Genomic DNA, 23,099 nt, shown 5'->3' with positions numbered 1-23,099 from the left:
TAAACTCGTGGACCCTGATCAGCCTATCCGAGGCACGTGCCTGATCGGCCAACACGCGAATAATAGTCTTCAACGCCAAGTTCTGCGTCGAGAGCGTGCGTGTTGCTGCTATTCACCCGAATCTTTGTGAACAGCCTTCTGGCGTTCCCTTCCTTCTGAAATGCTGCTGGGCGGCCTCGCTCTCTCGCCATTCGCCTTCTGATATCACCTGTTCGGCTAGCCGGGCCACGACCTAAGATACCCTCATCTGTCGATCAACCTTTCAACGCGGTTGGTACCGTTGCCGTCATAGGTTGGGTAGTCCTGGTATTCCCAATACACCGTCACCAAAGGCGGAACACGCGCCGGCTGTCCGCGCGGGATGGGAAGCACCACGCCCTGCGACCGTCCGGTCCAACACACCAAGATGGATAATCTGGTCAGCCCGAGTGCTGCCGCTGTAATGAAAGTCACTACGATACAGATATCTGACGGTACCAAGATCGATATGGGGATGGGGCCAAACATCGGGTCCCACGCCCTCAGTGCAAAGAACGTTACTACTCTGCCCTGATCGTTAAAATATCTTGTCGGTAGCCGACTTTCCCTCGCTAACGGACGGCGTTCCAAATCGTTCGATAAGCATCTCGGTGAGGGTTCGCACTTTTCGAGAGGGATACTGGCCAGGCGGCCGCACGACGAAGATACCGGCCGGCGGAATCGGATGACACGTCATGATTGGCACCAGCGCACCCGAACTAATATGATCCGCGACCAGCGGTTCCGGCAGATAGGCGACCCCAAGGCCGTCCAGAGCGGCCGCCACGAGAGACATTGCGTTATCAGCTATGAAACGTCCCTGGGGACGTACGGTGACGATCTTGTCGCCATCCATGAATTGCCACACCTCTGCGTCCCGCATAACGACTGGGTGCTTCACAATCTCATCCGGTGTTTCGGGAGCACCGTGAGCTTCGATATAGGCAGGACTCGCAACCAGCTTGCCAAAGATCGGTCCGATACGTCTTGCGACGAGGCTCGAATCCGACAGATGTCCCAGCCGAATTGCGCAATCAAAACCCTCTCCCACGAGATCCACGAAGCGATCAGTATATGAAGAAAGGATTTGTAGCTGCGGGTGTCGACTAGCCATCTGGGAGAGGATGGGGGCAAAATAGGTCGGACCAAATGACAGTGGCGCGGCTACGCGCATGCGACCTCGAAGCTCACCGGCGGGCAAGATCGTTTCCCGCACCAGATCCAATTCTGCGGAGGTCTTGGCTGCGTAATCGCGGAATGTGGCGCCTGCTTCCGTGAGCGCTATGCCGCGGGTCGTCCTTGCAAATAGCTGTGCGCCGAGTTGCTCTTCGAGCCTGGTGATCCGCCGGCTGACCATCGACTTGGAGATGCCCAGTCGCAGCGCTGCAGATGATACTCCGCCTGCATCAGCAACTTCGACGAATATTCTTAGATCCTCAATTTCCACAAGGCGTTCCTCATTCTGCAACATGGCTTCACACGACCGAGGGCTACCAAGGCAAAGAAGAGAATGACAATTTTGCTACGGCCAACTCTCGCTTGCAGTCATCCTCAAAACGTGCCTCACGAACCGCCAATATAGGATTTATTCCATAATCTTTCTATCAGCTTCAACTCACTTCTTCGTCCATCGCATGCGTCGGTAAGGAGCCGGCTTGCGCATGAGCGCAGTTTGTAAAATCAGTAGAACGGGGTAAAATGCTCAAAACACTATTCATCGCTCTTGTGGCGATTTCTTCTTTCTCTGCGGCTCAGGCACAAACCACGGAAGAACAACCCGGTGCGGATCTGATCGTTTTCAACGCAAAGATCTTCACCGGCAATCAAGCTCACCCCGAAGCTTCGGCTTTGGCCGTCAAGCAAGGCCGTATTTACTCCGTCGGCTCTGATGCGGACATTCTCGATTTGAAGAATTCCAATACCGAGATTGTTGATGCTCGCAGCCGCACACTGATCCCCGGCATCATAGATGCCCATATCCATGTTCTCAACGATCTAGCCTATAGCTACAATGTTCGATGGGATGGCGTCCCGACGCTGCGTGAGGCATTGGCGATGCTGAGCGAGCAGGCCGCACGCACGCCGAAGGGCCAATGGGTCAAAGTGATCGGAGGCTGGTCCCCTTACCAATTTGAGGAGAACCGCTTTCCCACGCTGGACGAATTGCGCAGCGCCGTGCCCGATCACCCCATGATTGTGCAATATGCTTACAACCAAGCTTTCTTGAACAAGCAGGCGATGGGCGCGCTTGGCGTAGGTACCGACCGGTTCCCAAAGGTGCCAGACACCGAATTCGAAAAGGACAGCCACGGCAATCCCACCGGTGTGGTCCACGGCTATACCTGGTTGTTCCTTGCCCTCGAGAGCATGGTGCCGCAGCCCACGTTCGACGAACAGGTGAGTTCGTTGATCTACAGCATTCACGGTCTGAACCGGTTCGGCGTGACCTCGATCATCGACAACGGCGGCAGGTGGCCTTACCCGGAGGCACAGGCAAGAGTAAGTGTGCTGGCACGAGACAACCGCCTCAATGTGCGCATGCCCTTTGTGGACTTGCAACTCGGTAACGGTGGTCCAGTAAACATGGTGGATCTGGAAATCGAGGCGATCACGAAAACGGCGCCGATAAGTCCAGGGCAAAACCTGCACCCTACCTTAGCACATGGCCATGAATATCGAGGTGCCGGGGAAGTTCTTAGCGGGGAAGTGCACGATCATGAGAACTTCGACCGTCCGGCGGTCATCATCGAGCCTGAGAAGATGCGGCGCTTCGTCGAGCAGGATGTGATGAAGCTCGTCCAGCGGCGCGTCCCGTTCCGCATGCACGCCAGCTACGACGAGAACATCTCGCCCTTTCTCGATGCCCTTGAGAAGGTGAACGAAACGACCCCGCTCGATGGCCTGAAATGGAGTCTCGAGCATGCAGAGACCATCAGCCCGGAGAACATCGATCGGGTGAAGAAGCTGGGGGGTGGCATCGCCCTGGATGCCAAGATGGCGCTGCACGCCGATGGCTTCATCAAGACATATAGTCGCGAGAAGGCGTTGGAGACGCCGCGTCTGCGCAAACTCGTGGATAGCGGCATTCCTCTGGCGATGACCACCGACGCTTTCCGGGCAGCCACGTTCAACCCTTGGGTCGGTATAAGCTGGATGGTGTCCGGCAAGTCCGTGTCCGGATCGAAGGTTCTCGCCGAGAACAACCGGCTCTCCCGCGCCGAAGCGCTGAAGCTGTTCACCAGTGGGGCAGCCTGGTTCATGAATGCAGAAGCCGAGCTAGGCACAATCGCCCCCGGAAATCTGGCAGACTTCGCCGTTCTCGATAGGGATTACTTCACTGTGCCGGAAGAGCAAATCAGCTCTATCTCGTCTGTCCTAACGATTATGGACGGAAAGGTCGTGTACGGCGCACAGGACTATAGCGCTCTATCGCCAAAACTGCCCGAAATCCTTCCAGCTTGGTCACCCGTAAAATACTTCGGCAGCTATCATGTGGAAAAATGAACCCCGCGGAAAGGTTTTTTCCGCTTTCCCCAACAGTTCCGTTGAAGAAGTTCATTGGACTCCGGTTTCGTCGCATGGCTGTTCCCTACTGCGTTGGAAGCACCGTCGCCTGAATATGGGGTCAGCAGTTGCTCGATATGCGAGTGTCGACGACCAAGAACGCTCGCTGTTCAAAAGTAGGGTTGATGAGAGTTCGGACGAGGCATCTCGAACAGCCACGTTGGCTCCAGCCTATTCATCCCGTCCCAAACGGCCCCGTGCTTCGCCGTACACGTGGCCAACGGCGGAGATCACCCATGAAAAGCTGACAAAGGACGTGGCCATGTGCCGAAGGTTGAATGGCAAGCAGGCGATCGACCGACAGAGTTTTGCCACCTCGCGTCTTTCAACAACACTTGGTCTTCGGTCCTTATCCAAGGCGCGGTCACTCCTGCTTGCGCTTGCCGTCCTTGCCTTTGCTCAATGGGACTACCGGTCAGCCCTGGCGGCGGATGATTTTCTCTTGGAGCAGGAGAGACCCTCGATAAAAGCCGACCGGTCGCGGGAGGACTGGTCGATGCTCGCGAATCCGAAACTACGGACTCAGCCGCTGGACAGTTTGAAATACATTCCGTTGTTTCCCTCCAATCCCAACAGCTACATCTCGCTCGGGCTCAATCTACGTGAAATCTTCGAAGTCAGTGATGCGCCAGCTTTCGGAACCGTGCGTGCGAACCCCAGAGACTCTTACTGGTTACAGCGCGCGCAGTTCCATATCGACGCTCACCTGAATGAAAACTGGCAAGTGTTCACGCAGTTCGAGGATGTGCGTGCGTTCAACAAGACGGTGATCGGTCCTAACGACGCAAACCGATTTGACCTTCGGCAAGCATTCGTCGGCTTTACGCAGGAGACTGACGCCGGAACATTCAGGGCAAGAGTCGGCCGTCAAGACTTTGCCTTTGACCTGGAGCGGTTCGTTTCAACGCGCGACGGGCCAAATGTCCGCCAGTCATTCGACGCTGTCTGGGCCGGGTGGGAGACGGATGCATGGCGCTTCTATGGTCTTGTCAGCCGGCCTGTTCAGTATCGCGATGACCGCCCTTTCGATGATCGATCAAACGGCGATGCAATGTTCAGCGGCGCGCGCGTTGAGTGGCAGCTCTCGCCGACGATCGAGGCATCCGCCTATTACGCGCTTTATCAGCGCAAGGACGCCACCTTTCTCACCGCGTCGGGTGAGGAGGACAGGCATATCCTCAATATCCGGACGGCTGGCAAATATGCCGGCTTCGACTGGGATGCGGAAGCGATGGGACAAGTTGGCAAGGTGGGCCCAGCCGACATTCTGGCCTGGGCCGTGGGTGCGAGGACCGGCTACACCTTCGAGGATCTCACCTGGTCGCCGCGGATCGGTCTGCAGTTCGACGTCGCGTCGGGCGACCGGGACGCGAGTGATGGCACGCTCGGCACCTTCAATCCGCTGTTTCCGAACGGCTTCTATTTCTCGCTCGGTGGTCATACTGGATACGCCAACCTCGTCCACATCAAACCATCGGTCACCGTTCAGCCGACAGAAGACCTGACCCTGATGGCTGGGGTCGGACTGCTCTGGCGACAGACAACACAGGACGCCGTCTACACCCTGCCAAGCATTCCCGTGGCTGGCACGGCGGGTCATGGGCCGGCATGGACGGGAGCCTATTTGCAAGCCAAGGCGGACTATCGCTTCAATCCCAATCTCACGGGGTCACTGGAAGCCGTCCATTATCAGGTCGGCTCGGCGCTTCGCGACGCCGGAGGCCGTGACAGCAACTATGTTCGAGCGGAATTGAAATACTCATGGTAGCGAATGCACCGCCAAACGCACCAACACCGGCCTTTCGCCGTGCCAAACATCTAGGGACGATGGATCGGTCGTCTCATACGTCGACGCGGTGTTGCACAGTGAGGAAAGCTGGATAAGGCATTCTGGAGCTGATATCAGAGTACTCATTCTCACGGCGCCGACTGAAACAACTCGACCAGCATCCTCTCATTGTCTCGGATGTAAGCGAAACAATCGCCGGAATTGTTGGGGACGGAGGACGGCGGTATGACGATTTCAACACCCTTAGCCGCCAGCGCGGCTACGGTCTCTTCCAGCTCATCCACATTGAGCGCGAAATGGTTGACGCCGCCGCGTTTCAGGAACGTTTCAATGTCTTCTCGCTCGTTCGCCATGGAGGCAACACCTTCGACTTGAAAGATTTCCAGCCGAGCTTCACCGCGAACGAGCATGGCCACCTGCGCGCCAGGCAGGGTGAAACTGTATTGGTGCTCGAACCCAAGCTTATCTCGATACCAGTCAAGGCTATCCTGCAGGTCATTGACGACGACACCGACATGATGGAGGTGACGGACGAAATCTTCCATGTGATTTCCTGGGTTTTATTTTTCTAGTTCCAGATCCGGTTCGAGAGACCATCCCCGCAATGGTTGCAGACTATGTGCTCTGCCGGAAACGGGGTTCATACTTCCTAAGTCAAGTCACCCACCCATTTTCCGATTACGGCAAGATTTACCACTCATGAGGGAAAGCAGGAAATGACCCTAACTTTGCAACTAAAATCCCGTTGAACACCACTTCCGAGAGCGGCTTGCACAGGCTTGTACTTCGCGTCCACGGATTCTTCGGTGCACCCGGTTGTTGTCGCAAATCTGCCGATGGCCACGGCACATTCAACCCGGAAACCTTGAACTGCGAGGTCACTTAGCGCTTCAAGACACCGCTCTGCCATACTTCGGGTTCAGTGGCCGCGTTCATTAGAACTCTTGGCGTGTAAGTTAGTCCTACATATACGGGCCGTATAGTCTCCCCAAATGCGAAACTCTGTTACAAAACGCAGAACAGGACGCCGATCAAGAATGTCATGATACCATTCTGGGAAGCGCCCGAAACCGGGCGTTGACCTGTGGATGGCGGACAGGGCAAGTAGCTCGCCTAGTCGAGAGACCGGCCAATGTCGGCTGGCCTGCCAGACCGGCCAGCCGTCATCTTGGCGTTGGCGATGCGCACACTCAACCTGAGGTCACAGAATGGGTTCACGTGCAGGACGAACTGGCGCGAGCGCATTTGGCCGGGCTGCCGATCCACGATCATCCGGTGCGGGAGCGTGCACCCGTCCTGGCCTGCTTTTCCGGATGGCGGTTCACACGCCGATCATCCGCGGGTGGAGCGAAGGTTCGCCCCCGGCATTACGGAAGAGCGAGCGCATTCATGCTATCGCGCCCCCATCGGCGGTCAGGATGGCACCCGTTATCAGGCTCGCGGCAGGACTTGCAAGAAAGACCACAGCATTCGCGATTTCGCGTGGCTCGCCGAAACGCCCCAGCGACGTGAGGCTCCGCTGGAAGTCAGCGGCCGCACCGTCCGCCGGATTTGCGTCCGTATCCACCGATCCAGGCTGTACGAGGTTTACCGTAATGCCGTTCGGACCAAGTTCGCGCGACAGCCCACGGGTGAAAGAGGTGAGCGCAGCCTTGGACATCGCATAAGCCGTTACACCCGGGAAGGGAACTCGCTCGCCGAGACCCGATCCGATAGAGATGATGCGCCCGCCAGCGGACAGATGCGGAATGACGGCCTTTGCGAATAGCACTGGCGCTCGCACGTTAACGTCCATCAACGTTTGATACTGAGCCACATCAAGGTCGGCGATCGTTCCGGAGTGGCCGATCGCCGCGCTGTTGACGAGAATATCAAGACCGCCGAGCGCCGTGATGGCATCGCTGGCTGCGCGTGTGATCGCCTCAGGATCGGCACTGTCGGCTTGAATAGCAATCGCGCGCCGCCCCGTACTCTCGATGGATTTGGCCACTGCGGCAGCTTTTTCAGCCGAGCGCTGGTACGTAAACGCCACGTCAGCGCCGTTCTCGGCCAGGGCCAATGCGATCGCGGCACCGATACCCCGCGACCCTCCGGTTATCAATGCACGTTTACCGTTCAGATCAATCATATGTTCTTCCTTTTCTACGTAGTCGACCCAAACCCCGCTGGTTCGCGCAAGCTGCGACAGCGCTCGACCGCCTGTCTCGCAAACTTAATGTTCCCCAGTAACGACTCCTAGTATCGAGAAGTGCTCAACTGTGTTGCAAAGCGCGGAACGTCGGGCGAAGCCGCGGCGTCAAGCCCGCAGCTCACGGAGCAGACCCTCCAGATTTCGCTCGCCGTCCTTGGTCTGTGCTCCTGCCTTAAGCCCACCCCGGATGAGCTTCTCGGCTGCAGGACGTGCGAACAGCCCCGCCCAGGCGTCGTGCTCTCGGAGAAACCCTTCCCGCAGGTTTACGGGAGGCACCGCCTTTTTGGCGGCGGCGATGACGCCTTCGGGTAAAGCGGCGATGTTGCGCGCCAACCGGCCGACAAAGCCATCAAGCTCCGAGGCCGGCAATGCCCGGTTGATCCAGCCGTAGCGCTCCGCCGTCGCCGCGTCGATGAGATCGGCGCCAAGGATCACTTCGAGGGCGCGGCCGCGCGTCATCCGTGATGACAGATACTGGGTGGCGCCGCCGCCCGGCGTGATGCCCATCAATGCCTCGCATTGGGCAAGTCCCGCCCGGCCTTCGGCGGCAAATGTCATGTCGGCCGCCGCGACGAACTCCGCGCCGCCGCCGCGTGCAAGCCCTGCGAGCTTGACGATCGTCACCTGCGGCTGCTTTCGCAGGAGCTCGCCGAACGCCTGGAACGGGTTGAGGCCTTCCGGAGCCTCACGGGCAATCTCGTCGAAGGCGTGCGGCTCATCGATCAATGTCATGTCGACATGGGCAATGAAGAACTCCGGGTCCGCGCTCTGGAAAACCAGAACGCGTGTGTCCGGATCATTACGAACGGAAAGGAGAAAGCTGCGGATTTCGCTCATCAAGGGGACATCGAGAACGTTTACCGGCGGATTGTCGATGGTGATCGTCGTAATACCGTCCGCCCGGGAAATCCGCAGCCGGCTGAAATCTGTGTCTGTCATACGTAAGGTCTCTGTTCTTCGGGAAACTCTGGCGCTGATCTTCCGCGCCATTGACTCTAAAGTATTCATCGGATACCTAGCGTCAATTACGCACCTGAAGCATCCCAGGGATGCCGGAGGATACCGATGGATGAGCCGACCAGTGAAAATGACCCGATCTACCGTGCCGACTGCCCGAGCCGAGTGATCCTCGACCAGATCGCCGACAAGTGGTCGATGATGGTGCTGGCGGTGCTCAGCGAGCCCCGTCGCTTCAATGCAATCAAACGCCGTCTCGATGGCGTGACCCAACGCGTGCTGACCCAGACACTGCGCAAACTGGAGCGCAACGGCATGGTGACGCGCAGGGTGCTGGATGGACGCGTGCTCGGTGTTGAATATGCCCTGACGCCGCTCGGGCGTTCCCTGCAAGGTCCGTTCTCGATCCTGTTCGACTGGACCGTTGAGAACATCGATGTGATTCAGGACTACCAGCGTAGCTTTGACGCGCACCAAGACCGGGCCGCGATCTGAACGGTGGGCGGTGCGAACAGGAAGTTCACCTCGAACGCGGTCACTCGTCACTTTAACAACATTCGGACCATCCACGTTGAAGGCAGTACGGAAGTGCCGATTTCTCTCAGCTCTTACCTCGGATGAACTTCTGCTCAGATCTTTCAGAGCCTGGTGCAATCATTCCGCCACCAATCAGCGATGCAAAAACCTCCACGGCTTCCCTCTGGTGCAAAGTCTGACGCACTACAGCCGACGAAAGCGCTTCTCCCGCGCCGACAAAGCCAATGCAACGCATCTCTAGATCCACTGCCGATAGAGTGTTGAAGGGCTTAAGGACTGCAGCGAACATCTGGACCGAGTTGTCGAGCAATTTCTGAAATACGACGGCTTTTTCTGCGCTCCCGGTTAAAGCTGCGCCGACGGTGTGAAATTCATCCGTCATGTCAGCAGCGCAGCGAATGTAAGCTTCCGCCAGCAGACGAATGGTTTCATCCAGACGCCGCGCACCGGCTGCCATCGCGGTCCGAAAGGCCCTCACCCGCTCGTCATCAATCCACCGGTAAAGCTCGATGAGCAGACCTGAACGGGTACCGAAATGTTCGTATACCACCGGTTTCGAAATTCCGGCACGGAAGCAAGATTACCCAGCGTCAGACGGTCTGCACCTTCATCGCGGACAATCAACAATGCGGTATCGAGCAGTTGCCGTCGTCTTTCTCCTTTCGAAAGCCTACGTGATGAGGTCTGTATGGCAACGTGATTGGAAGTGCCTGTCACTGTAGAGTCCTTGCAAATCCTACTTTTAGTAGGTATAGCCTACTAAAAGTAGGTTACCGCAAATGAGGACATATGACAATGATTTCCGATCCTATCCTCCTGATGGGTGGCACGGGCGCGATCGGGCGCCTGACTGCCCGCGCGCTTCGCTCCGTTTACCCCGATGTTCCTTTATTGATCGGTGGGCGCGATCTGCTCAAAAGCCGCAAGGCTGCTAGCGAGATCGGGCAAGCAGAGGGCGTCTTGATCGACTCGCATGCTGACGATCTCGGTCTCGGTGATCGCCAGGTAAGTGCCGTCGCGATTTTTTACACTGACGAACGATTGGCCAGCCTGCGCTTCGCTCAAAGCCGCAGGGTACCCCATCTGGGCATTTCTTCAGGTGTCTATGAAATTGCTCCCGAAGTTGCGACCTATATGCACGCGCCTGACGCGGCGGCAGTCGTCCTCGGCTATGAATGGCTGGTCGGTGCTACAACCGTCGCCACGTTCACATGCGCCAAACCATTTACCCGACTTCACGAGATCACGATCGGTGCCCTTGTCGATGAGCAGGATGGTGGCGGTCCGGCCGTCGCCGAGGATTTTGAGCGATTGAACCGGATGATGCCGGCCGCCCTCACCCGTCGTGACGGCAGCTATGTCTGGCGTAGTGAAGATGATGCCAAGGCCGAGTTCCGTGCAATCGATGGTACCAAGATGGCTGGGACAGGCTTTTCGTCTATCGATGTTGTCGGCCTAGCGGCAGCGACCGGGGCGCCGAATGTACAGTTCAACATTGCGACCGGCGTGAGTACGTCCCGTCGTCGCGGCGAACCCAAGTCGACGGAGATCATCATCGAGCTGGCTGGCGAGGATCACGACGGACAGCCGCTTCGCAACCGCCATGCAGTGTTTCACCCGGGCGGCGCTGCGCCCTTGACTGCACTGGGCGTCAGCATGATCCTTGAACGACTGATCGGGCTCGACGGTAATAGGCCGACCCCGGCAGGGCTGCATTTTCCTTTTCAGGTTCTCGATCACGCCAGCTATCTGTCCCGGTTGCACGCGGAAGGCGGCAGCATTGTCCCTCTGGACGCCAATTGACGTAATTGGCGAACCGGTGAGAAATTGTGTGTAGACGCCGGCTCACGTCAGGTCCGAGACATAGAGATTGAACATGGTGGATGGCATTATCCATCGATCTAATCCAACATGTTCCGGGGCTCTTCGAGAACAACGTGATGCCAGATTCAGGTAAACGCACAGTTTTCCCTTGATTACCGCTACATCACCCTGGCACTCAGTCCTGCGACAAGAATGGGGACCAACCGTCTTGCGTTGTGTTCCCATTCTGTCTGAGGACCGATGGTCGCCACGCCCGCAATGGCGCGCATGAGATCCAGCGGCTCAACGTCGGCTTTGATGCAACCTTCCGCGACCGCGCGCTCAACAAGCATTCGCAAAGCCGCTTTGACATCAGCGCCTGAAGGCCCGGAGAGGTCTGACGATAGTGAAACAAGTGCGCTGGCCGCCTCCGCGATTATCTGCTTGGTCGCGATGTAATCGATGAATGTTTCCAACCAGGCACCGAGCGCGTCCAACGGGGCGTGCGTAAAGGCCAGGGTCCTCGCAGCCCCAATCAGGTCACGAGTGTCTTCGCGGCAGACCTCCGCAACCAACGTGGCCCTTGTGGGGAAGTGACGGTAGAAAGTACCATTCCCGACCCCGGCGGCCTGGGCGATTTCATCCATACTTGCACCAGCGCCCTTGTCGGTCAGAACCCGTTTAGCAGCCTCCAGAATCAGGGCACGATTGCGTTGACCGTCAGCGCGCGCCTTGCGTTGTGGAAGCGTAGCGATATCAGCCATGTGCAAAATCATCCTTGATAAACGGAGTAGCACTCCGTATATGAAAGCGGAGTACTACTCCTCTTTCCCCAATCTATCGACATGAACTCGCATTGGCAATCCGGGCAGTGTTCATCGACCTCACGAAGGAGCCCGATTTGATGAAACTTCGACCACTGACGACGTGCTTGAGGGAGCCGATCTCAGAGGCAATCGCGTCCTTGTGACAGGCGTTTCAGCTGGTCTGGGCCTAGAGAGACGGCGCGCATCCTTGCATCTCATGGGGCCGAAGTTGTTGGTACGGCGCGGGACCTTGTTAAAGCTGAGAAAGCGATCGAGCCGGCCGTTTTCGGTGCGCGCAACGGCGGAAGCATTGAACTCATCGAACTCGATCTTGCTTCGCTGGCGAGCGTTCGTGAATGCGCAGACGTTCTCATCGCCGACGGTCGTGCGTTCGATGTCATCATCAACAATGCTGGTGTCGCCCATCCTCCGTTCGGTCGTGCCGTAGATGGTTTTGAGACCCAGTTCGGCACCAATCATCTCGGCCATTTCGTTCTTACCAACCGCATAGTGCCTTTGCTGGTGCCCGGCGGGCGGCTGATCATTGTTGCTTCTGCTGCGCATCGCTTCTCCGACATCGATCTGGGAGACCTGAACTACAACCACACATCCTACGATCCGTTTACCTCCTATGGCCGATCGAAAACCGCTTGCATCCTGTTCGGCGTTGAATTCGATCGCCGTCACAAAGAGCGCGGCATTCGCGCGATTTCGGTGCATCCGGGCGTCATCAGGACCGAGCTGTCACGTCATATCGACCAGGCTGGTGTCGATGAAATGCTTGAGAGCATGAATGCGGAAAGGGCAGCCGCGGGCAAGCCCCCGTTCAGGTACAAGACCATTCCCGAAGGTGCGGCAACGTCGGTCTGGGCTGGTTTCGTTGCCGAGGCGGACGAGGTCGGCGGCCGGTATTGCGAGAATTGCCACGTCGCCGACATCGTGGAGAGCCCACTCGATCCTGCCGATGAGGGCCTTTACGCCTATGCCGTGGATCCGAACGGGCAAAAGCACTCTGGCAAAAAAGCGAAGAACTGGTCGGAGAGCACTTATGACGCCGGACGGATCGCGGTTGCTTTCATGTCGATAACAGCCTTTCAAGGCTGAGATATTTCCAACACCCGCTCCACTATTTTCATGAAACCCGTACAGGGCTTCGCGTCATTCGGGCCCTAGTTTTCACGATGTGTCGAAAAGTCTTCAAAACACTCGACTAGCATCTCGGTGAGCACCCGTATCTTGCGTGCGGGGTGCTGCCCTGGCGGCCGGACGACATAGATGCCCAATTTGGGCGGCGGATAGCGCGTCATGACCGGGACCAACGCGCCGGAAGCCAGATGCTCCCTGATCAATTCTTCAGGGACACCGGCAAGACCGATCCCCGCAAGTGCTGCAGCCACAAGAGCCACGGCATTGTCGGCTTTGAAGCGCCCCTGCGGTTTCAACGTGATGATCTTGTCCCCATCCATCGCCAGCCAGGTTTCGGTTCCCTGCATGACGACCTCATGCGTGAGGAACTCCTCTGGCGTCTCGGGCGAGCCGTGCTTTTTGATGTAGTCCGGCGTTGCAACGTACTTGGCAGAGGTCCAGCCCACGCGTCTTGCAAGCATATTCGAGTCAGCAAGATGGCCGACCCTTATGGCGCAGTCGAACCCTTCTGCGATCAAGTCAACGAATCGATCGGTATAGCTGGCCTGAACCTGCAACTCCGGATGGCGCTGCGCCAAAGACGCGAGCACAGGGGCAAAGTGCGTCGGACCGAATGTAAGCGGAGCTGCTATTCTTAGCCGACCGCGAAGGTCGCCGGCGGGCAATATCGTTTCCTTGGCAATGTCGATCTCGGTGCAGACTCTTGCGGCATATTCCCGAAAGGTGATCCCAGCCTCCGTGAGGGCAGCGCCGCGTGTCGTGCGGGCGAGCAACTGCACGCCCAAATCCTTTTCAAGCCGAATGAGGCGCCGGCTGACCATCGACTTGGAGATGCCGAGCCGCCGCGCGGCGGGAGAAACCCCGCCAGTATCTGCAACTTCCACAAAGGTCCGCAGGTCTTCAATGTCCAAATCAACGTTCCTGTATTCACGACAGATGAGTGCTCGAATCGTTCCAATTGTATCACAAATAGAAAGGACGGGGCCGACGTTGGCGTTCCTCATTTCGCGACACAGCTTCACGAGAACAGGCGCTACCGCATCACAAATGAAAATGACACTGTCGATCAGGGCGCCCTCGGAAGGCAGTACGCGCCTGCCGATTTCCCCACGCCTCAACAGCAGCAAAGGATGCTTCCATGACTTTTCGTAACGGCCTTGATTCGCTTCTTCGCCCCGAAGACTCGGTTCTCGTTCTGATCGACCACCAGCCCTACCAGCTAGCGAACCTGAACAGCCACGACCCGCAAGCTGTGGTCAACAGCACGACCGCGCTGGCGAAGCTGGCAAAAGCCTTCGATGTTCCGACCATTCTGACCAGCGTGATCGCGGGGCGCGGCGGTCATCTCTTCAAGCAGATCACCGACGTATTTCCGGACCAGGAGGTCATCGATCGCACCTGGGTGAACACCTGGCAGGACGAGAATGTGGTGAACGTCGTCAAGGCGACGGGCCGCAAGCAGCTGATCATCGCCGGCCTGTGGACCGAGGTCTGCGTCGCAATGCCTGTCATCCAGGCGGCCGGTGAAGGCTGGGACGTGACCGTGATCACCGACGCGTCGGGCGGAATTTCGAAGGAGTCTCACGAGGTTGCCGTCCAGCGAATGATCGCGGCCGGCGCGAACCCGATGACTGTGATGGCGCTTGCTGGCGAATGGCAACGCGATTGGGCGCGCACCGGACATGTCGAGCAGCTGACCGAGATTCTCATCCAGCACTTCAGCGGCAGCGGCATCGCGTATCTTTGGGAGCAGCAGCTTCTCAATACGCCGGTGCCAGGCAAAGTCGCCTGATCCGAACCGGGTAATGGGAAGGGCGCGCAACCGATCGCGCCCTCCTTGCCGCTGTTTTCATCAACGCCGTCGACGGCGAGACGGAGTTTGCATTGGTGCCGGAGGCCGCCGTGAAACGGCACGCACGGCCGCAGTCGAGGCGACCTATCGCGCTGAACGATATCGGGTGCAGAAGAGGTCGAGCAGCAGCCTCGTTCTCGCGGCCACCCCCATCGACCAAAGAGTTTCGAAGGAGCCTTCATGGAAATTGGTGTCGACAGTTTTGCCGCGATCCTTCCTGATCCGACGACAGGAAACCTTCCCTCCGCGACCGACCGCATGGCCGATCTTCTTGAGGAAGTGGAGGTCGCAGACCGGGTCGGGCTCGATGTCTTCGGCATCGGCGAGCATCACCGCGATGAATTCCTCGATTCCGCACCGGCGATCATACTCGCCGCAGCAGCGGCACGCACCAGCCAGATTCGATTGACGAGTGCGGTGACGGTACTGAGCGCCGCCGATCCTGTACGCGTCTTCCAGGAATTCGCGACCCTTGACCTGATTTCCAGAGGGCGTGCCGAGCTCGTCGTCGGCCGAGGTTCATTCGGCGAGGCCTTTCCACTCTTCGGTCTGGACAAACGGGCATATGACGAACTCTTCGCCGAGAAGCTAGACCTGTTCCTGAAGCTTGGCGAGACAAGTAATCCCGTCTGGGAAGGCCAATTCCGCCCGGCGTTGAACGGTCAGGGGGTGTTTCCGAGGCCCCACCAACCGCGACTGCCGTTATGGCTTGGCGTCGGCGGTACGCCGCAATCCTTCGCGCGTGCCGGCGCGCTCGGGCTTCCGCTGATGGTGGCGATCATTGGTGGAACATTTGAACGGTTTCGTCCACTCGTCGATATCTATCGCGAGGCCGGTATGCGCGCAGGGCACGATCCCGAAAAGCTCAAGGTGGGCGTTCACGCGATGGGCTTCGTCGGTGAGACCGACGCGACGGCAATGGATGCCTTCTTCCCGGGCTGGGCGCATCTGACGACCAAGGTCGGACGCGAGCGGGGCTGGTCACCCCCGACACGTCAGCAGTTTGAAGACATGGCGGGCCCTCAAGGCGCCTTCCTGATCGGCGCTCCGGCGACGGTTGCCGAGAAGATGCTTCAGACCAGCAAGGCGCTGGGCGGTCTTTCTCGCATCACCTTTCAGATGAGCACCGCCTCCTTGGAAACGGCGGCAATGAAACGCTCGATCGAGCTTCTCGGTACCAAAGTCGCGCCAATCATTCGAGCAGCTACGGTGCAGGCATGAGAAGCGTTGCATTTCCGAAGGGAGATACATGATGGCAATGCGCTCTGCCCGACGTTGGCGTTCCGTGGCGATCACTGACGCTGGCTCCGGCCTGGGCCGTGAGATCGCACTTGGATTCGCCGCCAAGGGCTGTGTCGTCTTCGGTACAGCAATGTCCGCTGCTCAGGTACAGGATCTCAGGGAAGCTTCAGGCGGCCGCGTTAGCCTCGCGGTCTGCGACATCACCAGGGAGGACGCCGTCAGGGCCTGGGCCGGCGGCGTATCGGACGCGCTCGATGGAGCCGGGCTGGACACCTTGATCAGCAACGCAGGTATTCCAACGCCCGGTCCGATCGAAATCCTTGCGCTGGACGCCATACGGCACGAGTTCGAGGTGAATATGTTTGGTGGCCTTTCGGTGATCAACGCATTCCTGCCGGCTCTGCGCATAGCCCATGGACGGATCGTTCAGATCAGCTCCTGGATGGCGAGCGTGCCGCTCCCCTTCAACGGGGCATCGGGTGCGTCAAGGGCCGCGATGGAGGTACTGTCGACAGTTTATCGCGCAGAACTGAGACCCTTTGGCATCGACGTGGTTGTGATTTCCGCCGGCAGCATGAAGACCGACGGCGCAGCGGAGACGGCGGCTCTGGCGCGAGTGGCAGACGGAATGACCTCGAAGCAACGCGAGCTCTACGGCAAGGCGTTCGCAACCTTCGCAGATCGGCTCAACAGCCTTCAGGCAGGCGGGATCGAGCCGAGTGCGGTGGCAGCTCGCGTTATCGAAATTGCCGAGCAGCACCCAGCGCCAAGCCGCGCGGCTGTGGGTTCCGAAGCTGAGGAGATGTTTCGGATGGCGCGGGAGAAATTCGATGCGGAACTGGATAAGCTGTGCCTGCAGTTCGTCGGCCCGCGTTGACCCGCATGTGAAGCAACAAGAACATCCGGATGCCGATGGTCGACCAGTTAACGCCTCAACGGCGATCGTTCGCCATCGGGAAGGGATGGCAACCTAGTCTCCTCTGTCGAAAACCCAAGGAAATGAAAGAACACCATGACGACGATTACGACGCAGGACGGAACCCGGATCTTCTACAAGGATTGGGGTTCGAAAGATGCGCAGCCCATCATGTTCCATCACGGCTGGCCGCTAAGCGCGGATGACTGGGACAACCAGATGCTGTTCTTCCTCGGCAAGGGCTACCGCGTCATCGCACATGACCGGCGCGGTCATGGCCGCTCGGACCAGACCGATACAGGGAACGAGATGGACACATATGCGACCGACGTCGCGGAGCTTGCCCGGGAACTCAATCTGAAGGACGCGGTTCACGTCGGGCACTCGACCGGTGGCGGCGAGGTGATCCGTTATGTCGCTCGCAGCGAGCCTGGCCGTGTGTCGAAGGCCGCTCTGATTGGCGCGGTGCCACCGATCATGTTGGCGACGCCGCGATATCCAGGTGGCCTGCCAATGCAGGTGTTCGATGGACTTCGCGAGGCGCTCCTGCGCAACCGCGCTCAGTTCTTCCTCGATGTCCCAACTGGCCCCTTCTACGGCTTCAATCGCGAAGGTGCCGAAGTAAGCGAGGGGTTGATCCGCAACTGGTGGCGGCAGGGCATGATGGGCGGCGCAAAGGCCCATTACGACTGCATCTCCGCCTTCTCGGAGACGGATTTCACCGAGGACCTAACGGTTGTTACTCTGCCGGTTCTGCTGATGCACGGCGAGGACGATCAGGTGGTGCCTATCGACGCTTCGGCCCGCAAGGCGATCAACCTCCTGCCGAACGGCACGCTGAAGACTTATCCGGGCCTATCGCACGGCCTGTTCGCCACGCATCCCGAGCTGATCAATGCCGATCTGCTGGCGTTCATCGAAGGCCGTGACAAGGTTTAAGCGAGGTGGCGGACACCCTGCCTGGCCTCGCTTCCAACTATCGATCACGGGCGACGGCTTATCGTCCGTCGCCCTTCGATCATGAACAATGCAAAGCAGGAAAGGCACATCGATGGCTGAAGTGAGCCTGGGGCAAACGATTGGACCGGCAGTTGTCCTGATGGGAGCGGCTGTTGTCGCTGTACCGCTATTCCGCCGGCTAGGGCTCGGATCGGTGCTCGGCTACTTCGCCGCTGGCGTTGTTGTCGGGCCATCGGTGCTGGGGCTGTTCACCGACACCCAATCCATCCTCCATTTTTCCGAGCTTGGTGTGGTGATGTTCCTGTTCGTGATAGGACTGGAACTGCGCCCGAACAAGTTATGGGCGATGCGAGCCCAGATTTTCGGGCTGGGCCTCGTCCAGGTTTTCTTCGCCACAGGTATCCTCACACTGACGGGCGCGTTGCTCCTTGGCCTTTCCGCGACCGTCGCTTTCATCGCCGGGGCGGGCTTTGTTTTATCCTCGACCGCCGTCATCATGTCGGTGCTGCAGGATCGGGGCGAAATCTCGAGCGCAGAGGGACAGAAGTCGGTGGCTATCCTCTTGTTTGAGGATCTGATGATCGTACCGCTGCTGGCGGTGGTCGCCTTTCTCTCACCGCTCTCGCATGGGCAGGCAGGATGGACTAACGCCCTCGTGGCCGTTGCGGCGCTACTCGTGCTTCTGGGCGTATCGCGCTGGGGCCTGAATCCGTTCTTCGCCTTGCTGGCACGCGCCCGCACCCGCGAAGTGCTGACGGCAGGTGCGCTACTGGTCGTGCTCGGCGCAGCACTGCTGATGGACGTCGCCGGCTTGTCGATGGCGATGGGCGCGTTCCTCGCCGGAGTGATGCTTTCGGGCTCGAGCTACCGCCACCAGATCGAAAGCGATATCGAGCCGTTTCGCGGCTTGCTGATGGGACTTTTCTTTCTTGCGGTCGGCATGTCGCTGAACCTTTCGATCGTCGCGGCCGAATGGCCGCTCCTGCTGGCTCTGCTGGGCGCGTTCACGGTCACGAAGGGCGCTGTGGCCTATGTGGTCGCGCGTCTGTTCGGCGGCTCGAACCATCAGGCCCTGCATCGCACATCTATGTTCCTCCAGGGCGGTGAATTCGCCTTCGTCCTTTATGCGGCAGCGACCTCGGGCAGTGTGATCGAAACTCGGGAGAACGCACTGTTTGCTACCGTCGTGATCCTGTCTATGGTACTGACCCCGCTGCTCACGATAGCGACCGACCTTCTGCTTCGAACGGAAGCGTCGATGGATGGCGTCGATGCCGCCCACGATCTCAAGGGACGGGTCCTTGTCATCGGGTTTGGACGCTTCGGTCAGATCGCGTCGCAGATACCTCTATCGCAGGGCGTGGAGCTTTCTGTCATCGACACGGACCCTGACCGCATCCGCGATGCCGGGCGATATGGGTTCAAGGTCTTCTTCGGCGACGGAACCCGGCTCGACACGCTGCGCCACTCCGGTGCGGGGGAAGCCGATGCGATCATGGTCTGTGTCGACGACCCGAAGGCTGCGATGAAGATCGTGGAACTGGCGCAACACGAGTTCACCCAGGCGAAGCTTCTTGTCCGCAGCTACGATCGTGGAAACGCGATAGAACTGATCCGCGCCGGCGTTGATTACCAGATTCGTGAAACGGCCGAATCCGCTTACCTGATGGGGGCCGAAGGTTTGCGGGCGTTGGGCTACGGGGAAGCCGATATTGAAGATGCCACCATCGACATTCGTCGGCGCGATGCCGAGCGCCTGTCCGAGCAGGTTCACGGGGACATCATGTCGGGCAGCAACCGGCTGCTCCTTCAACCCGTGCGAAAGCCGCTCTGATGGTCAGGCTTTCTGCAAACGTACCTGTGACCGTCTCTGCTGTGAATCTTTCCGGAACGAGCGTGCGGATGCTGAATGAATAAAATGATCCATCTGCACATAAAGCGTGAGCAGTGGCTGACGCCTTGAAAGTAAATGGTGCGCCCGTGGAATTGCGTGAGCTTCCAGTCGGCCACGGACTGGCGCACGAAGACATCAGCGAGACGGATGGATGGATTGGGAGAAACTTTCAATGAAAGACGGTCAAAAGCCAATTGTTTCACAAGGAGTCCGCGTAGACGAACGCATAATCCCCGTCCCCGCCTCAATCAGCGTCGAAGCGCAGGCGATGTTGCATGCCGCCGTACGCGAGGGAACGCCGCTCAACGCGCTCTTTCCAACACCGTCACCACAAGATCATGAGGCATGGCGGCAGATGCAGATCGCTGCCGACAGGTATTATGCCGAAACTCTTCTGGACGCTGTGAAGGAAACGAAAGGAAATCTCGAAACGCTACATCTCGATACAACCACCGTTCATGTAGCAACACCGGAAAATATTAGACTTGGGGATTGTGTTCTTATCGATCTGCATGGCGGCGCGCTTGTTTTTGGCGGCGGCGATTCCTGTCGGGAAAGTGCGCGAGTACAAGCAGAGCGGCACGGCATGATCTGCTACGGTATCGACTACCGCATGCCGCCAGATCACCCCTATCCCACCGCCCTCGACGACTGCATGGTGACCTACAGGCACCTGATTCAGCGGTATGGCGCGAACCGTGTCGTGTTTAGCGGTCGCTCGGCTGGCGGTAATTTGGCGATGGCTACGATTCTGAGGGCACGAGACGAGGGTCTGCCTTTTCCGGCCGGTGCTGTGCTACTTTCCCCGGAAGTGGACCTCACTGAATCGGGTGACAGCTTTCAGACCAACCGGACGATCGACGTCGTTCTGCCGAATTCGCTGATGTCGAACAACCTGCTTTATGCGAATGGAGAGGATCTGTCTCATCCTTACCTGTCTCCGCTTTTGGGAGATATGTCGGCCGGCTTTCCGCCGACTTTCCTGCAAAGTGGAACCCGCGATCTGTTCCTCTCCAATGCGGTGAGACTTCATCGCAAGCTGAGACGTGCGGGAGTTCCGGCAGAGCTGCATGTTTTCGAGGCAATGCCGCATGGCGGATTTGGAGGCGCTCCGGAGGATCAGGAACTCACGGAGGAAGTCGTTCGTTTTGTCACCGGCTGTTTGGCGAAGACGGTTCGCTAGGTCAATGCCTTACCCGTTAGTACCTCATGCACGAAAGAGTTCAGTCAATAGGGCGACTGCGGCGAAGTCGTCACCCCAGCTTTGCGTCGAAGCTCCCGAATGCATGTCAAACCTGGGCAAGCCAGGGAAAATGAGGCGTGTCCGTATTAGGGCACGACAGCTCGGCGACAAGAGGTTCCACTTCACTAATTCAGGCGCACCTTCCCGGGTTGCGGGAGCGCCATCATGAGGATACTTCTCGTTGAAGATGAGACGGAGTTCGCCAGAGCACTGCGCGGCGCACTCGAACGCGACCGTTTCGTGGTTGATTGGGTGACGAGCCTTTCACTCGCCAGTGAAGCGTCACGGTCGGGCGTGCATGAACTCGTCCTGCTCGATCGCACACTGCCCGATGGCGACGGCCTCAGCCTCATTCAGCAGCTGCGGGTCGACACTCCGGGCGTGCCGATCATTGTGTTGAGCGCCCGCGGCGAGCTGGCTGACCGGGTGACCGGGCTCGACGATGGCGCCGACGATTACCTGGTGAAGCCTTTCGACCTGGAGGAAATGCTTGCCCGTATCCGTGCTGTTCAGCGCCGTCCGAACGAGCTTGCGCCAGACGAGATCGTCATCGGTGACCTCGTGTTCGACATGGCCTATAACGAAGCCAGGGTGCGCGGCACGCGCCTGGGTTTGCAGAGACGGGAAGTGAGGGTGCTCACCACACTGCTGCGTCGGCGCGGGCGCACGGTCCTGCGCGAGTCCCTTGAGGAAGCAGTCTATGGCTTCGACGACATGATCCAATCGAATACACTCGATTCCCATATCTCACGGCTGCGCCGAAAACTCAGTGATGTGGGTGCCGGCGTCGAAATCCATACGGTCAGAGGAGTGGGCTATTTGCTCAGGGAAAAGGATTGAAGCGCCGTCAGCCATCATTGAAGGCACGCCTTATTACTGGGTACCTCATCCTTCAATTTCTGGCGATCGCCGCTGCCGCCATCGGCTTCATCATCTTTTTCGTCAATTCGACCCTCGATGGGATGTACGTCGAGGAGGCCGTCGTAAAAGTCGCCGCAGATTCAATCGTCCGCGATGCGGCTGGAACTGCGGTAGTGGAAGTGACGCCAGAGCTGGCGAAACTCCGAGACAAATTGCCAGATCTCTGGTTCGCGGCCCGGCTTGGCGACGGCAATACGGTTGCCTTTGGCCAGGTGCCAGCAGAGTTCGCCCCCCTTGTTGATCACCTCGACAAACTGGCTTCTGCGGACATGCGCGGGCAGTTCGCGCCATTTACCCTTTCCGCCATCGTGCGACAGGAATCGGGCCCAATGGGTGACATCAAGATCATCGCACACGGCCGCGTCCGCCCCTTCACAGCGCTGATCACGTTGGCGTCGAATGTCGTCGCCATCACCATTTTCCTGACCCTGGCGCTCATCTCCATCTTCGCGACCCCAATGATCGTCAAGCGCGCCTTGGGCGGCGTTATAAAGACCGCAGAAGAAGCGGAACGTATCGACGCCGAGCGCCGTGGAATCCGGCTCTCGGAAGACAAGGTTCCGCGTGAAATCGGCCCGCTCGTCCTCGCTTTCAACGAAGCGCTCGGTCGCCTTGATGAGGGCTATGATCGCCAGCAGCGGTTCATCGCATCGGCTGCGCATGAGCTGCGGACACCAATTGCGATACTGCGGATGAAGATCGACGCTGCGAAAGACAAAGGCATGCGTTCGCTTCTGCAAGATGTGTCTCGACTTGCGACCCTCTCGGAGCAGCTGCTCGATCTTCACCGATTGGACAACGGGGTGCCGACCGAACGGATCAACCTCGTTGTCCTCGCGCGCAGCGTCGCTGCCGATCTGGCGCCAGTGTTGATCGCGTCGGGCAAGACAATCGAGGTGGCGGTTAAGCGAGCCGGCTCGATCAGGGGCAACGCCGGATCGATTGAGCGTGTGCTCACCAATCTCATACAAAACGCAGTCGAGCATGGCGGTGACAAAGTCATTGTGCGGATCGACGGATTCGCGTTGGAAGTCGAGGATAACGGTCCTGGCATTCCGGGGGAGGAACATGAGCGCATATTCGAGCCCTTTCATCGGCTGCGGCCGCGCTCTTCCGGTACCGGTTTGGGTCTCAACCTGGTGAAGCAGGTCGTAGACCACCATCGCGGCCGCGTCGCCGTTACAACGGCGCCCGGTGGAGGGGCGATCGTACGGGTGGCATTTCCCGCGGCTGGGTAGTGACCGCCCAGCCAATATTGAC

The 23,099-nt window shown here is 58.6% G+C and carries 20 protein-coding genes and 1 pseudogene; 13 read left to right on the top strand and 8 right to left on the bottom strand.

Annotation, left to right across the window (positions count from 1 at the left end; all coding sequences use genetic code 11):
• Window positions 1–286: 286 nt before the first annotated feature.
• Together AC1Q5O_RS23865 and AC1Q5O_RS23860 are read right to left on the bottom strand one after the other, a co-directional pair.
• Window positions 287–517, bottom strand: a complete 231-nt coding sequence (locus tag AC1Q5O_RS23865; protein WP_492566466.1) for a pirin family protein — start codon at window positions 515–517, stop codon at window positions 287–289.
• 39 nt (window positions 518–556) lie between these two features.
• A complete protein-coding gene (locus AC1Q5O_RS23860; protein WP_492566663.1) occupies window positions 557–1,465 on the bottom strand; it encodes a LysR family transcriptional regulator in 909 nt (302 codons plus the stop codon).
• Between the two features lie 251 nt (window positions 1,466–1,716).
• On the opposite strand from AC1Q5O_RS23860, the gene AC1Q5O_RS23855 reads away from it, so the two are divergent.
• Together AC1Q5O_RS23855 and AC1Q5O_RS23850 are read left to right on the top strand one after the other, a co-directional pair.
• Window positions 1,717–3,522 carry an amidohydrolase gene (locus AC1Q5O_RS23855; protein ID WP_492566464.1) on the top strand — a complete coding sequence of 602 codons (1,806 nt, stop codon included), beginning with the start codon at window positions 1,717–1,719 and terminating at the stop codon, window positions 3,520–3,522.
• 322 nt (window positions 3,523–3,844) lie between these two features.
• A complete protein-coding gene (locus AC1Q5O_RS23850) occupies window positions 3,845–5,350 on the top strand; it encodes an alginate export family protein (protein WP_492566661.1) in 1,506 nt (501 codons plus the stop codon).
• Between the two features lie 149 nt (window positions 5,351–5,499).
• On the opposite strand, the gene AC1Q5O_RS23845 is transcribed toward AC1Q5O_RS23850, so the two are convergent.
• From AC1Q5O_RS23845 to AC1Q5O_RS23835, 3 genes are all read right to left on the bottom strand, one after another.
• Window positions 5,500–5,916: a VOC family protein gene (locus tag AC1Q5O_RS23845; protein ID WP_492566462.1), complete on the bottom strand. Its 417-nt coding sequence runs from the start codon at window positions 5,914–5,916 to the stop codon at window positions 5,500–5,502.
• Between the two features lie 842 nt (window positions 5,917–6,758).
• Window positions 6,759–7,499, bottom strand: coding sequence for an SDR family NAD(P)-dependent oxidoreductase (locus tag AC1Q5O_RS23840; protein ID WP_492566460.1), 741 nt, complete (start codon window positions 7,497–7,499; stop codon window positions 6,759–6,761).
• Window positions 7,500–7,667: 168 nt separating this feature from the next.
• Entirely contained in the window at window positions 7,668–8,501 is an 834-nt protein-coding gene (locus AC1Q5O_RS23835) for an enoyl-CoA hydratase/isomerase family protein (RefSeq protein WP_492566458.1), read from the bottom strand.
• A gap of 126 nt (window positions 8,502–8,627) precedes the next feature.
• Here AC1Q5O_RS23835 and AC1Q5O_RS23830 point away from each other — a divergent pair, with 126 nt between their 5' ends.
• Window positions 8,628–9,014, top strand: coding sequence for a winged helix-turn-helix transcriptional regulator (locus AC1Q5O_RS23830; protein WP_492566456.1), 387 nt, complete (start codon window positions 8,628–8,630; stop codon window positions 9,012–9,014).
• Window positions 9,015–9,120: 106 nt separating this feature from the next.
• Here the strand turns inward: AC1Q5O_RS23830 and AC1Q5O_RS23825 are convergent, their stop codons facing one another.
• Window positions 9,121–9,606: a TetR/AcrR family transcriptional regulator gene (locus AC1Q5O_RS23825; RefSeq protein ID WP_492566454.1), complete on the bottom strand. Its 486-nt coding sequence runs from the start codon at window positions 9,604–9,606 to the stop codon at window positions 9,121–9,123.
• Between the two features lie 245 nt (window positions 9,607–9,851).
• Here AC1Q5O_RS23825 and AC1Q5O_RS23820 point away from each other — a divergent pair, with 245 nt between their 5' ends.
• Entirely contained in the window at window positions 9,852–10,859 is a 1,008-nt protein-coding gene (locus AC1Q5O_RS23820; protein WP_492566452.1) for an NAD(P)-dependent oxidoreductase, read from the top strand.
• A gap of 179 nt (window positions 10,860–11,038) precedes the next feature.
• Here AC1Q5O_RS23820 and AC1Q5O_RS23815 read toward each other — a convergent pair whose 3' ends face one another.
• On the bottom strand, window positions 11,039–11,623 hold the full coding sequence (locus AC1Q5O_RS23815) for a TetR/AcrR family transcriptional regulator (protein ID WP_492566451.1): 585 nt from the start codon (window positions 11,621–11,623) through the stop codon (window positions 11,039–11,041).
• Between the two features lie 91 nt (window positions 11,624–11,714).
• On the opposite strand from AC1Q5O_RS23815, the pseudogene AC1Q5O_RS23810 reads away from it, so the two are divergent.
• Window positions 11,715–12,717: pseudogene (locus AC1Q5O_RS23810) on the top strand (SDR family NAD(P)-dependent oxidoreductase).
• A 117-nt stretch (window positions 12,718–12,834) separates the two neighbouring features.
• Here the strand turns inward: AC1Q5O_RS23810 and AC1Q5O_RS23805 are convergent.
• Entirely contained in the window at window positions 12,835–13,722 is an 888-nt protein-coding gene (locus AC1Q5O_RS23805) for a LysR family transcriptional regulator (protein ID WP_492566448.1), read from the bottom strand.
• Between the two features lie 227 nt (window positions 13,723–13,949).
• Here AC1Q5O_RS23805 and AC1Q5O_RS23800 point away from each other — a divergent pair, with 227 nt between their 5' ends.
• The 8 genes from AC1Q5O_RS23800 to AC1Q5O_RS23765 all read left to right on the top strand — a co-directional run bounded on the left by AC1Q5O_RS23800 (window position 13,950) and on the right by AC1Q5O_RS23765 (window position 23,077).
• The gene (locus tag AC1Q5O_RS23800) at window positions 13,950–14,603 is read left to right on the top strand and encodes a hydrolase (protein WP_492566446.1); all 654 of its coding nucleotides are present in this window, start codon (window positions 13,950–13,952) and stop codon (window positions 14,601–14,603) included.
• 240 nt (window positions 14,604–14,843) lie between these two features.
• Window positions 14,844–15,884 (top strand): Atu2307/SP_0267 family LLM class monooxygenase, encoded by a 1,041-nt coding sequence (locus AC1Q5O_RS23795; RefSeq protein ID WP_492566444.1) that lies wholly within the window; start codon window positions 14,844–14,846, stop codon window positions 15,882–15,884.
• Between the two features lie 31 nt (window positions 15,885–15,915).
• On the top strand, window positions 15,916–16,782 hold the full coding sequence (locus tag AC1Q5O_RS23790) for an SDR family NAD(P)-dependent oxidoreductase (RefSeq protein ID WP_492566442.1): 867 nt from the start codon (window positions 15,916–15,918) through the stop codon (window positions 16,780–16,782).
• Between the two features lie 135 nt (window positions 16,783–16,917).
• Entirely contained in the window at window positions 16,918–17,760 is an 843-nt protein-coding gene (locus tag AC1Q5O_RS23785) for an alpha/beta fold hydrolase (protein ID WP_492566440.1), read from the top strand.
• A gap of 112 nt (window positions 17,761–17,872) precedes the next feature.
• Window positions 17,873–19,615, top strand: a complete 1,743-nt coding sequence (locus AC1Q5O_RS23780) for a monovalent cation:proton antiporter-2 (CPA2) family protein (RefSeq protein ID WP_492566438.1) — start codon at window positions 17,873–17,875, stop codon at window positions 19,613–19,615.
• A 232-nt stretch (window positions 19,616–19,847) separates the two neighbouring features.
• On the top strand, window positions 19,848–20,858 hold the full coding sequence (locus AC1Q5O_RS23775) for an alpha/beta hydrolase (RefSeq protein WP_492566436.1): 1,011 nt from the start codon (window positions 19,848–19,850) through the stop codon (window positions 20,856–20,858).
• A gap of 225 nt (window positions 20,859–21,083) precedes the next feature.
• The gene (locus AC1Q5O_RS23770) at window positions 21,084–21,758 is read left to right on the top strand and encodes a response regulator (RefSeq protein ID WP_492566434.1); all 675 of its coding nucleotides are present in this window, start codon (window positions 21,084–21,086) and stop codon (window positions 21,756–21,758) included.
• Window positions 21,755–23,077: a sensor histidine kinase gene (locus AC1Q5O_RS23765; protein ID WP_492566432.1), complete on the top strand. Its 1,323-nt coding sequence runs from the start codon at window positions 21,755–21,757 to the stop codon at window positions 23,075–23,077. The genes AC1Q5O_RS23770 and AC1Q5O_RS23765 overlap by 4 nt, the downstream gene beginning before the upstream one ends.
• Window positions 23,078–23,099: the final 22 nt, after the last annotated feature.

The organism is Phyllobacterium sp. MT110 (assembly GCF_058792715.1).
The sequence above is the reverse complement of the archived record's forward strand: the minus strand, read 5'-3'. Positions and strand labels throughout refer to the sequence as shown.